The sequence below is a fragment of the Streptomyces sp. NPDC086077 genome (assembly GCF_040686175.1).
In the GTDB taxonomy this organism is placed as follows: Bacteria; Actinomycetota; Actinomycetes; order Streptomycetales; family Streptomycetaceae; genus Streptomyces.
Genome location: NZ_JBFBJT010000167.1, coordinates 1 through 15,021, shown reverse-complemented (window position 1 = coordinate 15,021; position 15,021 = coordinate 1). Strand labels below are relative to the sequence as shown.

General features: G+C 70.1%; 13 protein-coding genes and 1 pseudogene. 11 read left to right on the top strand and 3 right to left on the bottom strand.

Annotated elements, in window-relative coordinates; translation table 11 throughout:
* The 3 genes from AB0O67_RS32000 to AB0O67_RS31990 form a co-directional block, all read right to left on the bottom strand.
* Positions 1-863: 2-oxoacid:acceptor oxidoreductase family protein (locus AB0O67_RS32000; protein ID WP_365457762.1), on the bottom strand; the 863-nt coding region annotated here is incomplete at its 3' end.
* 192 nt (positions 864-1,055) lie between these two features.
* Positions 1,056-1,664 carry a response regulator transcription factor gene (locus AB0O67_RS31995; RefSeq protein ID WP_365457759.1) on the bottom strand — a complete coding sequence of 203 codons (609 nt, stop codon included), beginning with the start codon at positions 1,662-1,664 and terminating at the stop codon, positions 1,056-1,058.
* 75 nt (positions 1,665-1,739) lie between these two features.
* Complete coding sequence (locus tag AB0O67_RS31990; protein WP_365457756.1) at positions 1,740-2,675, bottom strand: histidine kinase; 936 nt, start codon at positions 2,673-2,675, stop codon at positions 1,740-1,742.
* A gap of 686 nt (positions 2,676-3,361) precedes the next feature.
* Here AB0O67_RS31990 and AB0O67_RS31985 point away from each other — a divergent pair.
* The 11 genes and pseudogenes from AB0O67_RS31985 to AB0O67_RS31935 all read left to right on the top strand — a co-directional run.
* Positions 3,362-4,648, top strand: coding sequence for a nucleotide disphospho-sugar-binding domain-containing protein (locus AB0O67_RS31985; RefSeq protein ID WP_365457753.1), 1,287 nt, complete (start codon positions 3,362-3,364; stop codon positions 4,646-4,648).
* A gap of 55 nt (positions 4,649-4,703) precedes the next feature.
* Positions 4,704-5,276: a dTDP-4-dehydrorhamnose 3,5-epimerase family protein gene (locus tag AB0O67_RS31980; protein ID WP_365457750.1), complete on the top strand. Its 573-nt coding sequence runs from the start codon at positions 4,704-4,706 to the stop codon at positions 5,274-5,276.
* 69 nt (positions 5,277-5,345) lie between these two features.
* The gene (locus AB0O67_RS31975; RefSeq protein WP_365457747.1) at positions 5,346-6,413 is read left to right on the top strand and encodes a glucose-1-phosphate thymidylyltransferase; all 1,068 of its coding nucleotides are present in this window, start codon (positions 5,346-5,348) and stop codon (positions 6,411-6,413) included.
* On the top strand, positions 6,410-7,396 hold the full coding sequence (gene rfbB, locus AB0O67_RS31970; RefSeq protein ID WP_365457744.1) for a dTDP-glucose 4,6-dehydratase: 987 nt from the start codon (positions 6,410-6,412) through the stop codon (positions 7,394-7,396). Before AB0O67_RS31975 ends, rfbB begins: the two co-directional genes overlap by 4 nt.
* A 28-nt stretch (positions 7,397-7,424) precedes the next feature.
* The gene (locus AB0O67_RS31965; RefSeq protein WP_365457741.1) at positions 7,425-8,384 is read left to right on the top strand and encodes an NAD(P)-dependent oxidoreductase; all 960 of its coding nucleotides are present in this window, start codon (positions 7,425-7,427) and stop codon (positions 8,382-8,384) included.
* Positions 8,385-8,386: 2 nt separating this feature from the next.
* Positions 8,387-9,691, top strand: coding sequence for a lipopolysaccharide biosynthesis protein RfbH (rfbH, locus tag AB0O67_RS31960; protein ID WP_365457738.1), 1,305 nt, complete (start codon positions 8,387-8,389; stop codon positions 9,689-9,691).
* Between the two features lie 40 nt (positions 9,692-9,731).
* The gene (locus AB0O67_RS31955; RefSeq protein WP_365457735.1) at positions 9,732-10,478 is read left to right on the top strand and encodes an NAD-dependent epimerase/dehydratase family protein; all 747 of its coding nucleotides are present in this window, start codon (positions 9,732-9,734) and stop codon (positions 10,476-10,478) included.
* 43 nt (positions 10,479-10,521) lie between these two features.
* Entirely contained in the window at positions 10,522-11,919 is a 1,398-nt protein-coding gene (locus tag AB0O67_RS31950; RefSeq protein WP_365457732.1) for an NDP-hexose 2,3-dehydratase family protein, read from the top strand.
* Entirely contained in the window at positions 11,916-12,911 is a 996-nt protein-coding gene (locus tag AB0O67_RS31945) for a Gfo/Idh/MocA family oxidoreductase (RefSeq protein WP_365457729.1), read from the top strand. Before AB0O67_RS31950 ends, AB0O67_RS31945 begins: the two co-directional genes overlap by 4 nt.
* A 71-nt stretch (positions 12,912-12,982) precedes the next feature.
* Positions 12,983-14,164, top strand: coding sequence for a macrolide family glycosyltransferase (locus AB0O67_RS31940; RefSeq protein ID WP_365457726.1), 1,182 nt, complete (start codon positions 12,983-12,985; stop codon positions 14,162-14,164).
* A gap of 227 nt (positions 14,165-14,391) precedes the next feature.
* Positions 14,392-15,021 (top strand): annotated as a pseudogene (locus tag AB0O67_RS31935) (alpha/beta hydrolase); the annotation flags it as partial.

Genomic DNA, 15,021 nt, shown 5'->3' with positions numbered 1-15,021 from the left:
TCGTCCTCGGCCTGGAACGTGCGCACGCCGAAGTTCTTGTGCCGGCTCAGCTCGTGCAGGATGTCCGAGGCCGGCGTGATGGGGTACGAGCCCAGGAACAGCGGCAGATCCGCCTGCCGGGACGCCGCGATCAGACCGTAGGCCAGCGCCAGGTTCCCGGAGATGTTGCGGTACGTGCCCACCGGGAACGCCTTCGCCGCCGGCTCGACCTCGTAGGAGACCGCGAAGTCCTCCGTGGTCTCCCCGAAGTTCCAGCCCGCCCTGAACGCCGCGATGTTCGCCGCCGCGATGTCCGGCTTCTTCGCGAACTTCGACCGCAGGAACCGCTCCGTGCCCTCCGTCGGCCGGTGATACATCCACGACAGCAGACCCAGCGCGAACATGTTCTTGCTGCGCTCGGCCTCCTTGCGCGACAGGTCGAAGTCCTTCAGCGCCTCCACCGTGAGCGTGGTCAGCGGCACCGGATGCAACTGGTAGCCGTCGAGCGAACCGTCCTCCAGCGGGTTCGTCCCGTAGCCGACCTTCTGCATCGCCCGCTTTGTGAACTCGTCCGTGTTGACGATGATCTCCGCCCCGCGCGGCAGATCACCCACGTTCGCCTTCAGCGCCGCCGGGTTCATCGCCACCAGGACGTTCGGCGCGTCGCCCGGGGTGAGGATGTCGTGGTCGGCGAAGTGCAGCTGGAACGAGGAGACACCCGGCAGCGTCCCGGCAGGCGCCCGGATCTCGGCAGGGAAGTTCGGCAACGTCGACAGGTCGTTGCCGAACGACGCGGTCTCCGAGGTGAAACGGTCACCGGTGAGCTGCATACCGTCACCCGAGTCCCCCGCGAACCTGATGACCACCCGGTCGGCACGACGCACCTCATGAGCCGTAGGGTTCCTCGCGTCCGTGTCCCCCGAGGCGCTCGGGTCACTCGCACACTGCGTGTCAACGGCCACCGCCGCTCCTTCCCGTCGAGGCAGCTGGCTACCTGCCGCCGCACGGTAGTGAGCGCCCCTTGTGACCGGCCAAAGCCGGGCGGGTCGCGGCCCGGCCGGCCACCGGCGAAGAGCTCACGGCAGCCAGTCCGCGTCCCTGGCGATGCGGATGGCGTCGATGCGGTTGCGCGCGTTGAGCTTGGTGACGACGGCGGTGAGGTAGTTGCGCACCGTCCCCGCCGACAGCCGCAGCACGGAGGCGATGTCGGCGGCCTCCGCGCCCTCCGCCGCCAGCCGCAGCACCTGGGTCTCCCGGTCGGTGAGCGGGCTCTCGGACTCGCCCCAGGCGGCCAGCGCCAGTTCCGGGTCCACGGCCCGGTGCCCCGCCGCCACCCGCCGTACGGCGGCGGCGAGTTCGCTGGACGGGGCGTCCTTGAGCAGATAGCCGGAGACCCGGGCCTCCAGAGCCCGGCGCAGGGTGCCGGGGCGGCCCAGGCTGGTGAGGATGAGGACCCGGCACTGAGGAAGTCGCCGGCCCAGCTGGGCGGCTGCCGCCAGCCCGTCGATACCGGGCAGGTCGATGTCGACAATGGCGACGTCGGGCCGGTGCTTGAGCGCCATGTCGACGACTTCGTCGCCGCGGGCCACCTCGCAGACCACTTCGAGGTCGTCCTGGATGTTCAAGAGGGCGGCCAGCGCGCCACGGACCATGTTGACGTCCTCGGCGATCAGTATCCGTATCACAGCACTCCCGTCTGCTGTCCGCGAGGGACCGCAGTGTGGCGAGGTATCGGGTCCGTACGTGTGCTCGATGTGCGTTCAGGCAGCGGTTCCGTTGGGCGGGAACCATGTCTCGTACAGGTCCGCCGGTGCCTTCTCCGCCGCCTTGACGGGCGCTTCCGCGGTGAGCCGGAACCGGCCGTCCTCCGTGCGCCCGGATTCCAGGCGTCCGCCCAGCGCGGACATGCGAGTGCGGAGGTTGCCGAGTCCGTTGCCGCTGTGCGGCGCCGCGTTGTGGTAGGCGGGGTCGACACCGTCGTTCTCGACCACGAGCCGGACCCAGCCGTCGTGCTGGGCGGCCTCGATGCGGCAGTGGGTGGCGTTGCTGTGCCGCAGCAGGTTGGTCATGGCTTCGCGCAGCGTGACGGCGAACACCGTGTCGATGTGGGGCGCGAGTGAACCGAGCGACAATTCCGAGTGCACCTGCACGCCCGCGGCATGCAGCATCGACTGGGCCGTCTTGATCTCGTGCCGGAGGGAGATGGAACGGTATCCGCTCGCGGCTTTGCGTACATCCGTCAGGGACTGCCCCGCGATGGTGAGGATCTCGTCGACCTCCTTCAGGGCCCGGCCGGGCTGGGTCGGAATGAGCTGGTGGACGAGTTCGCTCTTCAGCGTGATGGCGGAGAGGCTGAAACCGAGCAGGTCGTGCAGGTCCCGGGCGAAACGGAGCCGTTCCCCGGTGACCGCCTGGCGGGCGAGTTCGCCGCGGGTCGTGTGCAGCAGACTGATCAGCTGCGACAACCGGGTCAGCGTGTACATCACGAGCCCGGTCAGCAGTGTGGTCAGGCCGAGCTCGGCGCTCTCGACGAGACTGCGGCCGTACAGGAGCGGTGCGGCCGGCATGCCCAGCACCAGGGCGGTGTACAGGGGCCAGGCGGCGCGCGGTGGCAGCAGCAGCAGGAGCGAGCCGGCGAGATAGCCGGCCATGGTCTGCCAGAAGGCCTGGAAGATCAGGAGCGGCAGAAACGTCAAAAGCCCCTGGACGGTCAATGTCAGGCATGTGAGGGGAAGAGATCGGCGGCCTGAACGCGGGAGGCAATGGAAGAACTGAAGAACGAGGATCGGAGGCACGAGGATCAGACCAAGCGCCTCGGCCGCGGCGGAGAGCTCGGTGGTCAGGATGTTGGTGACGGTGAGAAGCGCATGGCCCAGCAGTACGGCGACAAGCGAGGTACGTGCGATTCTCGGGGCGGAAAACCGGTTGACTGGTCTGGGCGGGGCTACCGCCTCGGGTCTGTGGCCCCTCGACTCGTCCGCGGTTTCGGAACGGTCGCTGCTGTCCATCATTCGACGGCCTTTCACAGCTCTCTGCCCATCCTGCCGGGATGATAATTCAACGTCGTAAAGGCTGAGCGGCAGACAGGGTCACCGAAGCGAAATTTAAGGAACAAGCGCTCCACGGCTAAGAGTTGAAACCCGCTCACCTTTTCCCTCCCCTTTCTCCGCGGGCCCGTCCTCTTCAACTGGCGTACCGGGCCGACTGGTTGTACCGGGCGGGCTCGCTCGACAGCGCGCCCCGGCAGTGCCCTACCCGGGCCCCGGCCTCCCTGCACCGGTTCGGCGAACCGATGCACAAGCGGCTCTTTAGAGCCCCCTCACAGGATGCCGAGCGGACAGCACCCGTCGGCGCGGGGCCGGCAGAATCGGAGAGGTCAACGATGCGCGTTCTCTTCACCATCTTTCCGACATCGGCACATCTGTATCCGGCCATCCCCCTGGCCTGGGCGCTGCAGAGCGCCGGACACGAGGTCGTCGTGGCGAGCCCGGAGGGCGTTGTCGACCCGAAGGTGATCGCGAACATCACCTCGGCCGGCCTCACCGGGGTGTCTCTCGGCGGCAAGGAGGAGCTCACCGCCTCGCTGGGACCTCTGATCGCCGCCGCCGGCCCCGACCGGCCCACCCTGGCGCTCGACCCGGACGACGACAACGCCTGGCGCACGGCCAGGGCCGTGCTCGCGGGCATGTTCCACGCCTACTACCCGCCGCCCTCGGCCGAAGGCGGGCGTCGGCCGATCCTCGACACGCTGGTGGAGTTCGCCGAGGCCTGGCGCCCGGACCTGGTGCTGTGGGACCCGCTGGCGCCGACCGGAGCGGTGGCCGCCCAGGTCTGTGGCGCCGCCCACGCGCGACTGCTGTTCGGCATGGACAACATCGGCCTGATCCGCGCCCGGACGCGGCAGGAACTGGCCGATCCCGCCTCCGGCCCGACCGAGGACCCGTGGATGCCGTGGCTGGGCCCGGTGCTGGAGCGCTACGGGCTCGACTTCACGGAGGAGACGCTGGTCGGCCAGTGGACCCTGGACCTGACCCAGTCGCGGATGCGCCATCCGCTGGACCTGACGTACGTCCCGGTCCGCCGCATCCCCTACAACGGGGCCGCGGCGCTCCCCCAATGGCTCCACGCCCGGCCGGAACGGCCCCGGGCCGTGCTCACGCTGGGAGTGAGCCGCCGGCTGCTCGCCGGCCGGCACAGCGGCTTCCCGATGCGCGAGTTCTTCGACTCCGTGTCCGGTCTGGACCTGGAACTGGTCGCGACACTGAACAGCGAGCAGCTCAGCGCCGTGGGCACGCTGCCGGACAACGTCCGGGCCATGGACTACGTCCCGCTCACCCAGGTACTGCCCACCAGCTCGGCGATCATCCACCACGGCGGCGGCGGGACCTTCGCCACCGCCGTCGCCTTCAAGGTGCCGCAGTTCGTGGTGCCGCTGCCGATGTGGGACGAGATGGTCACGGCGCGGTACGTCGTCAGCCGCGGCGCCGGGCTGGCCGCCGACCCGGCCGCGATCGACGTCGACAGCCTGCACAAGGACCTCGTCCGCCTCCTCGAGGACCCGTCCTTCCAGCTCGGTGCCCGCGGCCTGTACGAGGACATGCTGGCCGCCCCTGCGCCGAAGGACGTGATCCCGGTCCTGGAGCGGCTGACCGCGGAGCACCGCGGCTGAGCCGTCCCCGTCCGCCCAGCACGAGTCGACCGCACCACGAAAGGCCAGGCGAGCCGTGCGCATCGAGGAAACCACCATCCCCGGCACGTTCCTGATCGAACCCGACCCCGTGTCCGACGAACGGGGCGTGTTCTACGAGGCGATGCGGTCCGACGAACTGGAGCGGCACGCGGGGATCGTCTTCCAGCCCCGTCAGATCAACTACTCGGTGTCCAGACGCCACACCCTGCGCGGCATCCACAGCGTCAGCATCCCCCCGGGCCAGGCCAAGTTCATCACCTGCGTCCGGGGCGTGCTGCGCGACATCGTCGTGGACCTGCGGCTGGGTTCGCCCACCTTCGGCAGGCACCAGATGACGGAACTGGACGCCGCCTCGGGCCGGTCCGTGTACGTGCCGGAGGGCGTCGGCCACGGATTCCTGGCACTCACCGACGACGCCTGCATCTGCTATGTCGTCTCCAGCACGTACGTCCCCGGCACACAGATCGACATCAATCCGTTCGACCCCGACCTGGACCTGCCCTGGAACTGCGCCGGAACCCCGCTGCTCTCGGACAAGGACGCGACGGCACCCACGCTGGCCGAGGCCCTGGCAGCAGGCGTGCTGCCCCCGTTCCAGGGCGCCTGATGCGACGCCGTCACCCCTGCCGCGCACCAGACCGAAGAGGCATCACCACATGAATCGAGAGGACCTGCCATGAAGGCTCTGGTGTTGGCCGGCGGCTCGGGCACCCGCCTACGGCCCTTCAGCTACTCCATGCCCAAACAGCTCATCCCGATCGCGAACACGCCGGTCCTGGAGTACGTCCTGAGGAACATCCTGGACCTGGGCGTGCACGAGATCGGGGTCGTCGTCGGCGACCGCGCCCCCGAGATCCAGGGGGCGCTCGGGGACGGATCGCGGTTCGGGGCACAACTCACGTACATCCGGCAGGAGGCCCCGCTCGGCCTCGCCCACACCGTCTCCATCGCCCGGGACTTCCTCGGCGACGACGACTTTGTGATGTACCTCGGCGACAACATGTTGCCCGAGGGAATCACCGGTGTCGCCGAGGAGTTCGCGGCGCACCGCCCGGCCGCCCACGTCGTGGTCCACAAGGTCGCGGACCCGCGAGCCTTCGGCGTGGCCGAACTCCGCCCCGGCGGCGAGGTGCTGCGCCTGGTGGAGAAGCCGGAGCAGCCCCGCAGCGACCTGGCTCTGATCGGTGTGTACTTCTTCACCGCCGCCATCCACGAGGCGGTGCGTGCCATCGAGCCCAGCGCCCGCGGCGAACTGGAGATCACCGACGCGGTCCAGTGGCTGGTGGCTGCGGGAGCGGACGTCCGGGCCGGCCGGTACGAGGGCTACTGGAAGGACACCGGGAACGTCGAGGACGTCCTGGAGTGCAACGAGCACGTCCTCGCGGCCCTGCGGCACTCGGTGTCCGGCGAGGTCGACGGCGCCAGCGAACTGACGGGACCGGTCGTGGTGGAGGCGGGGGCACGGATCGTGCGCTCCCGCATCGAAGGACCGGTGATCATCGGTGCCGGGACGGTGGTGGAGGACAGCCACATCGGTCCGCATTCCTCCGTCGGACGCGAGTGCGCCATCACCGGCAGCCGCCTGGGCTACTCCATCGCCCTGGACGGGGCGTCGGTCACCGGCGTCCAGGGCCTGCGCAGTTCCGTCATCGGCCGCTCCGCCTCCGTCGGTACCACGGGGCAGAGCGCAGACCCTTACCGCCTGGTCGTCGGAGACCACACCCGAGTGGAAGTCGCGGCATGAGGATCATGATCACCGGGGCCGCCGGATTCATCGGCTCCAACTTCGTCCGCAACCTCCTCGCCGACCGGTACGCGGGGTGGGAGGGTGCCCAGGTCACCGCCCTGGACAAGCTGACCTATGCGGGCAACCGCGCCAACCTGCCGGCCTCGCACCCGCGCCTGGAGTTCGTCCGGGGCGACATCTGCGACCCGGACTTGCTGCGCGAACTGCTGCCGGGACACGACGCCGTGGTGCACTTCGCCGCGGAGTCCCACGTGGACCGCTCGCTGGAGGGCGCGGGAGAGTTCTTCCGCACCAACGTCCTGGGCACCCAGACTCTGCTCGACGCCGTGCTGCACACGGGCGTGGAGCGGGTCGTGCACGTCTCCACCGACGAGGTGTACGGCTCGATCACCGAGGGCTCCTGGACCGAGGACTGGCCGCTGCTGCCCAACACCCCCTACGCGGCCTCCAAGGCCTGCTCCGACCTGGTCGCCCGCACCTACTGGCGCACGCACGGAGTGAACCTCTCCGTCACGCGCTGCTCCAACAACTACGGGCCGTACCAGCACCCCGAGAAGCTGATCCCGCTCTTCGTCACCAATCTGCTGGAAGGCCGGCAGGTGCCGCTGTACGGCGACGGGAGCAACATCCGCGAATGGCTCCACACGGACGACCACTGCCGCGGCATCCATCTCGTGCTGAACGGCGGACGGGCCGGCGAGATCTACAACATCGGCGGCGGCAACGAGCGGACCAACCGCGCCATCACCGAGCAACTGCTCGAACTGACGGGTTCGGCGCCGGGGATGATCCGCCACGTCGCCGACCGCAAGGCGCACGACCTGCGGTACTCCATCGACGAGTCCAAGATCCGTGAGGAACTGGGCTACCTGCCGCAGGTCGGGTTCGAAGAGGGCCTGGCCGCCACGGTGGCCTGGTACCGCGACAACCCCGGCTGGTGGAAGGCCGTCAAGTACGGGGCCGAACGTGCGGAGGGCTGAGAACGGCGGACCGGCTGGGCTCCGTGTGGTGGTGCTCGGGGGCACCGGCTACCTGGGCCGCCGCATCGGCGAGGCGTTCTCCGCCGGCGGTGCCCTGGTGCACCTGGTGTCCCGGACCAGCCCGGCGGCCGACGGACCGGCGAACCCGCGCTCCGTCCCGATGGACCTGCTGACGGCTGGACGACGAGAGCTGACCGCCTTCTTCGGTTCGGTGCGGCCCGACGTGGTGGTCAACGCCGCCGGCCGGGCCTGGCGGGCGGACGAGGCGGAGATGACCGCGGGCAACGCGGACCTGGTCACCCGGGTCACGGAGTCGCTCGCCGACCTGCCCCGCCCGCCACGGCTGATCCAGCTCGGCAGCGTCCACGAGTACGGGGCCGGTATGCCGGGCGCCGGCACCTCCGAGGAGCAGCGGCCCGCTCCGGTCACGCCGTACGGGCGCACCAAGCTCCTCGGCACCCGCACCGTCCTGCGGGCCTCGGCGGAAGGCGGCGTGGACGGCGTGGTGCTCCGCCTCGCCAATGTGATCGGTGCCTGGGTGCCGGCAGGCAGCCTCTTCGGCATGGTCGCCGCGCACCTCGGTGAGGCCGCCCTCGCCCGGTCCCGGGGCGAGGAGCCGGACGAGCTCAGGCTCCCGCCGCTGCACGCCCACCGCGACGTCGTGGACGTGCACGATGTCGTCGACGCCGTCCGGTCCGCCGCCACCGCCCCGCAGGCGGACGTCAGTGGCCAGGTGGTCAACGTCGGCCGCGGCGAGGCGGTTTCGATGCGTGCGCTGGTCCACCGCATGGTCGAGCTGAGCGGCGTGGACCTCCCCGTCGTCGAGACGGAGCCCGGCAAGCCCTCTCGCACCGATGTGGAGTGGCAGCAGCTGGACGTGTCACGGGCGCTGCGGGTCCTGGGATGGCAGCCGCGACGCTCCCTCGACGCCTCGCTGCGTGACCTGATCGAGGCCGCCGTGCCGGCACCCGTCAACGGAAGGAAATGACGATGAGCGACAACAAGGAACTGGTGCTGGACGAGGTCCGCAGGTACCACCGTGAGACGGCGCCCGACCAGGAGTTCGTGCCCGGTGTGACCGAAATCTGGCCGTCCGGCGCGGTGCTGGACGTGGAGGACCGGGTCGCCATCGTCGAGGCCGCGCTGACCATGCGCATCGCCGCCGGGCCCAGCTCCAGGAAGTTCGAGTCCGCCTTCGCCAAGCGGCTGAAGCGGCGCAAGGCCCACCTGACCAACTCCGGTTCGTCGGCGAACCTCCTCGCCGTCTCGGCACTGACCTCGCATCAGCTCGGCGAGCGGCGGCTGAAGCCGGGCGACGAGGTGATCACCGTCGCGGCCGGGTTCCCCACCACCGTCAACCCGATCCTGCAGAACGGGCTCATCCCCGTCTTCGTGGACGTGGACCTGGCCACGTACAACACCACGGCCGACCGGGTGGCGCGTGCCATCGGGCCCAGGACGCGGGCGATCATCATCGCGCACGCGCTCGGCAACCCCTTCGAAGTCACCGAGGTGGCCCAGCTCGCCAAGGACCACGGCCTGTTCCTCATCGAGGACAACTGCGACGCGGTCGGATCCACCTACGACGGGCAGATCACGGGAACTTTCGGCGACCTGACCACGGTCAGCTTCTATCCCGCCCACCACCTCACCATGGGCGAGGGCGGCTGCGTCCTCACCTCCGACCTCGGCCTGGCCCGCATCGTGGAGTCGCTGCGCGACTGGGGCCGGGACTGCTGGTGCGAACCCGGCAAGAACAACACCTGCTTCAAGCGGTTCGAGTACCAGATGGGCAACCTGCCCGCCGGGTACGACCACAAGTACATCTTCTCCCATGTGGGTTACAACCTGAAGGGCACCGACATCCAGGCGGCACTGGGCCTTTCCCAGCTCGCCAAGGTGGACGGCTTCATCGAGGCGCGGCGACGCAACTGGCGCCGGCTGCGTGAGGGCCTGGACGGCGTGCCGGGCCTGCTGCTTCCCGAGCCGACCCCGCGGTCGGAGCCGAGCTGGTTCGGCTTCGTCATCACCGTCGACCCCGAGGCGCCGTTCTCCCGGGCCGAGCTGGTGGACCATCTGGAGGAGCGGAAGATCGGCACCCGGCGGCTGTTCGCCGGCAACCTCACCCGGCAGCCGGCCTACATCGGCCAGCCGCACCGCGTGGTCGGGGACCTCACCAACAGCGACATCATCACCGAGCACACCTTCTGGGTCGGTGTCTACCCGGGGCTGACCGACGAGATGCTCGACTACGTGACCGCCACGGTCAAAGAGTTCGTGGCCCAGCGCGGCTGAGCCGGACGGCCCGCCTCCCACCCAGAGATACAGGACGACGATGATGGACATTGTGGGAACCGGATTCCTGGCCCGGAGCCTGCGTCCGCTGGCCGGCCGGCATCCGGGCACCGTGGCCCTCGCCGCAGGGGAGTCAAGGACGAGCGGCGCCTCCGGGGCGGACTTCGCGCGAGAGGCGGCACTGCTGCGCGACGTCACCAAACAGTGCGCTGCCTCCGGGCTGCGCCTGCTGTTCTTCTCCACCGCCGCGACCGGAATGTACGGGCTCGCCGAGGGCCCCGGCAGGGAGGACACCCCGGTATCCCCCTCCACCCCCTACGGGGCGCACAAACTCGCTCTCGAGGAGCAACTCCGCGACTCCGGGGTCGACCACCTCATCCTCCGGCTGGGACACCTGGTGGGTCCGCACGGGCGGGACCACCAGCTCATCCCCACGCTGCTGAGGCAGGTGCGCGAAGGGGCCGTGACCATGCACCGGAACGCGGTCCGTGACCTGATCGGTGTCAGCGACACGTTGACGATCATCGACCGGCTGCTCGCCGCGCATCGGGGAGCCCAGACGGTCAACGTGGCCTCCGGATACGCCGTCCCGGTGGAGGACATCGTCGACCACCTCGCGCGCGCCCTGCGGCTGGAGCCGCGCAAGGAGTACGTGGACTCCGGTGTCCGGTACGCCATCTCCACGGAGAAGCTGCGCGCCCTGGTCCCCAAGGTGGCGGAGATGGGCTTCGGCCCGGACTACTACCGCCGGGTCCTGAACGACCTGATCGCGGCCGGCCATGCCTGATCCGGCCGCGTACGCACCACGAGAAAGGCCGGGAGGCCCTGCGATGCCGTCCCACATCCCACCCACGCGTGAGAACGAGAGCATGCCGGCGCGCCTCGCCCGGTCGGCCGCCACGACCCGGGGCGCGCTCCTGCGCACCGAGGACTTCGGCGACTGGCTGGCCGAACGCGGCAGGACCCACACCTTCCGGGTGGAGCGGATACCGTTCGCGGAGCTGGACGGCTGGTCGTTCGAGGCGTCCACCGGGAACCTGGTGCACCGCAGCGGCCGGTTCTTCACCGTCGAGGGCCTGCACGTCACGGAGGAGGGAGAACCGTTCGGTGACGGTCCCCCCTCCGAGTGGTACCAGCCCATCATCAGGCAGCCCGAGGTTGGCGTCCTCGGCATCCTCGTCAAGGAGTTCGACGGGGTGCTGCACTTCCTGATGCAGGCGAAGATGGAGCCGGGCAACCCGAACCTGCTCCAGCTCTCCCCCACGGTCCAGGCGACCCGCAGCAACTACACCAAGGCCCACAAGGGCGCCGGCGTCAAGTACATCGAGTACTTCGTCGGCCCCGGCCGCGGCCGGATCGTCGCCGACGTGCTCCAGTCCGAGCACGGGTCGTGGTTCTACCGCAAGTCCAATCGCAACATGGTCGTGGAGGCGTTGGGCGACGTGCCACTGCTGGACGACTTCTGCTGGCTCACCCTCGGCCAGATCCACGAACTGCTGCACCGGGACAACGTGGTCAACATGGACTCCCGTACGGTGCTGTCCTGCCTGCCCTTCCAGGACGCCTCGAACGGCGCGCTGCTCTCCGACACCGACCTGCTGTCATGGATCACGGGCGAGCGCACCCGGCACAGCGTGCGGGCCGAACTCGTCCCGCTGGCCTCCATCCCGGGCTGGAAGCACGGTGACAGCGCGATCGAGCACGAAGAGGGCCGCTACTTCAAGGTCGTGGCCGTCTCCGTACAGGCGGGAAACCGTGAGGTGGCGGGCTGGACCCAGCCGCTGTTCGAACCGGTCGGGACCGGTGTCACCGCCTTCCTCACCCGCGACTTCTTCGGCGTCCCGCACGTTCTGGCGCACGCCCGGGTCGAGGGCGGCTTCCTCGACACCGTCGAGCTGGGCCCGACCGTGCAGTACACGCCGGAGAACTACGCCCACCTGCCCGAGAAGGAGCGTCCGCTGTTCCTGGACACGGTGCTGCGCGCCGGCCCGGACCGCGTGCACTACGGGGCCGTGCACTCCGAGGAGGGCGGGCGCTTCCTCAACGCCGAGAGCCGCTACCTCGTCGTCGAGGCGGACGAGGCCGAAGCCCCGCAGGAGCCTCCGCCCGGCTACGCCTGGGTCACCCCCGGGCAGCTGACCTCCCTGGTCCGGCACGGCCACTACCTCAACGTCCAGGCCCGCACCATGCTCGCCTGCCTGAACACCTCGGCGGTGAGGAACCGGTGACCGGAGCGCTGCGCGTGGGCGTGATCGGATGCGCGGGCATCGCGGTACGCCGCATGCTTCCCGCCTTCGCGGCCTCCCCCGACATCGAGATCGCCGCGGTGGCCAGCCGTGACGCGGGCAAGGCGCGGCAGGTCGCGGAGCGCTTCGGCTGCCGTCCCGTCCACGGGTACGACGAGCTCCTCGAACTGGACGACGTGCAGGCGGTCTACGTGCCCCTGCCCGCTGCCCTGCACGCCGAGTGGACCCAGGCGGCGCTCGACACGGGCAGACACGTCCTGGCCGAGAAGCCCGTGACCACCGACCACCTGCGCACCGGGGAGCTGCTCCAGCACGCCGCGACCCGGGGCCTGGTGCTCATGGAGAACGTCATGTTCGTCCACCACCGCCGGCACAGCGCCGTGCGGCGTCTGGTCGCCGAGGGGGCGATCGGCGAACTGCGCGCCTTCCAGGCGGCGTTCACGATCCCCCCGCTTTCGGACGACGACATCAGGTACGACCGGGAACTCGGCGGCGGGGCCCTGGCGGACGTCGGGATCTACCCTCTGCGCGCCGCACTGCACTTCCTGGGCCAGGATCTAGGCCTCGTGGGCGCGCGCCTCACGCGGGGTGCGGGACGGCGGGTGGAGACCTCCGGCGCCGCCCTGCTGAGCACTCCTGTCGGTGTCACGGCCCAGATCACCTTCGGTATGGAGCACGCCTACCGTTCGTCGTACGAACTGTGGGGCAGCGAGGGGACCATCACTGTCGACCGGGCGTTCACCCCGCCCTCCGACCACGTCCCCGTGATCGGCCTGCACCGCGGCGGGAAGTCCGAGGTGATCCGGCTGGAACCGCACGACCAGGTAGCGGCCACCGTCGCGGCCTTCGCCGCCGCGGTGCGTTGCGAAGTCCCCCCGGACACCGGCACCACCCTGCGGCAGGCGGAACTCCTCGACGAGATAAACCGATCCGCCTCGTACGGAGCACCCACCGCGGCCGCTGGACCCGAATGAACGACCGCCGCCGGCGCCCCTCGGCGGCAACCGGTCGAGGGCCCGGCCGCAGCGCATCGAAGGAGACATTCGTGCAACGCCACATCGCTTTCTTCAACTTTCCGGCCGTAGGCCACGTCAATCCCACGATCGGCGTGGTCGAGGAACTGGTGAGACGGGGGCACCGGGTCACCTGCACCGCGACCGAGCACTTCGCCCCCATCGTCAAGGCCGCCGGCGCCGAACCGGTCCGGTACGACTCGGTCTTCGGCGACTTCTACCGCGTCCCGCTCACCCCCGAGGAGGTCGCGGGCGAGGGCTTGCGGGTCCTGGACGAGGGCCTCCGCCTCGTGGAACAGGTCGCGCCGTTCTACGGGGAGAACCGGCCGGACGTCGTCGTCCACGACTTCATGGCGTGGGGAGCGCGTTTCCTCGCCGCCTCCCACGACCTTCCGCTGATCCGGCTCTATCCGGTCCTCGGGGCGAACGAACACTTCTCGATCCGGGAGAAGTTCCCGGTGGCCGAGCTGAACGACCCGCGGATGGTCGAAGCGGTGCAGGCGCTCGCGGATGCGCTCCCCCGGTTCGGCCTGACCGCCGACCCGATGGCGTTCCTGGCGGAGATCGAGAAGCTCGCCCTCATCTTCCTCCCGCGTGAGTTCCAGTACGCCGGCGAGACGTTCGACGAGCGGTTCGTCTTCACCGGGCCCTGCATCGCCGAACGCCCTTACCAGGGCACCTGGCAGCCTGCCTCCGCCGACCGGCCCGTCGTGCTGATCTCGCTCGGGACCTCGGCCAGGGGCTGGCCGGAGTTCTTCACGACGGCCATCGAGGCCTTCGGCGGCTCCGAGTGGGACGTCCTGATCACCGTCGGTGAACACACCGACCCCGCCGGGCTCGGGCCGCTGCCCGCGAACGTCGACGTACGCCGGTACGCACCGCAGCTCGACGTGCTGCGGCACGCCCGTCTGTTCATCAACCACGGCGGCATGAACAGCGTCATGGAGTCGCTGCACAACGGCGTGCCCATGGTGACCGTGCCGCAGACGAACGAGCAGCGGGCGAACGCCCTGCGCGTGCAGGAACTGGGCCTCGGCCGTCTGATGGTCCGGGAGGACGTCACGGTGCGCAGCCTGCGCGAGGCCGCGGACCAAGTGACGGGTGACGCCTCGCTGGCCGGCCGGGTGCAGATCATGCGGGATCGCATGCGGTCCGTCAACGGTCCGGCCGTGGCCGCCGACGCGATCGAGGCCCGACTGGCCGGCCCGGCCTGAGCCACCTCAGCAGTCTCGCGGCGACCCGGATCCGGGTCGCGCGCGAACCCGACCGAGTCGTACGGCCGTCGCGCGAGCGGCCGTACGACAGCCCTCGGCATCGGATCGCCCCGGCGCTGTCCCCGGCCGCTCCGACGCCGTCGTCCATCGCAGTCGACCGGGGTCACGGCTCCGGTCCGCGCCGTTACGACGGCGCCCGAACCGACCGGGGACGGTGACCCGACACCATGGACCACCTGGAAGAACTCAAAGAATTCGCCCGCCTGCACGCAAGAGGCCAGGGCATGACGGCCGAGCACGCCACGCGCGTGCTGGCCCGTATCAGCAACGACACCGCTGGGAACCCGCACTCCTGGGCCGCGGTGTGGACCACCGAGGGCCGGGCTGCCGCGGACCGCGGCGACCTCCTCGACGCCTGCCGGCACTACGCGCTCGCCCGCTTCCCGTACCACGGCGACGCCGACCGCCGGACCGCCCAGCGGCTCTGCGTGGACACCTTCGACCAATGGCGCCGCGGCCAGGACGGCATCGAGCGACTGGAGTACGAGCACGCCGGCGGCACCGTGGCCTGCTGGGCCGCCGGACTCGACGACGCCTCGCGCCCGCTGCTGCTCGTCATGGGCGGCATCGTCAGCGTCAAGGAGCAGTGGGCTCCACTGCTGCCGCTGCTGCGCAAGCTGGGCTTCGCCGCCGTCGTCACCGAACTGCCGGGGGTCGGCGAGAACACAGTCACGTACGGCCCCGACTCATGGCACATGCTCGGCTCCCTGCTCGACCGGCTCTCCGGCCGCGCCCGCGTCTCCGACACCACGATGCTCGCGCTCAGCTTCAGCGGACACCTCGCCCTGCGGGCCGCC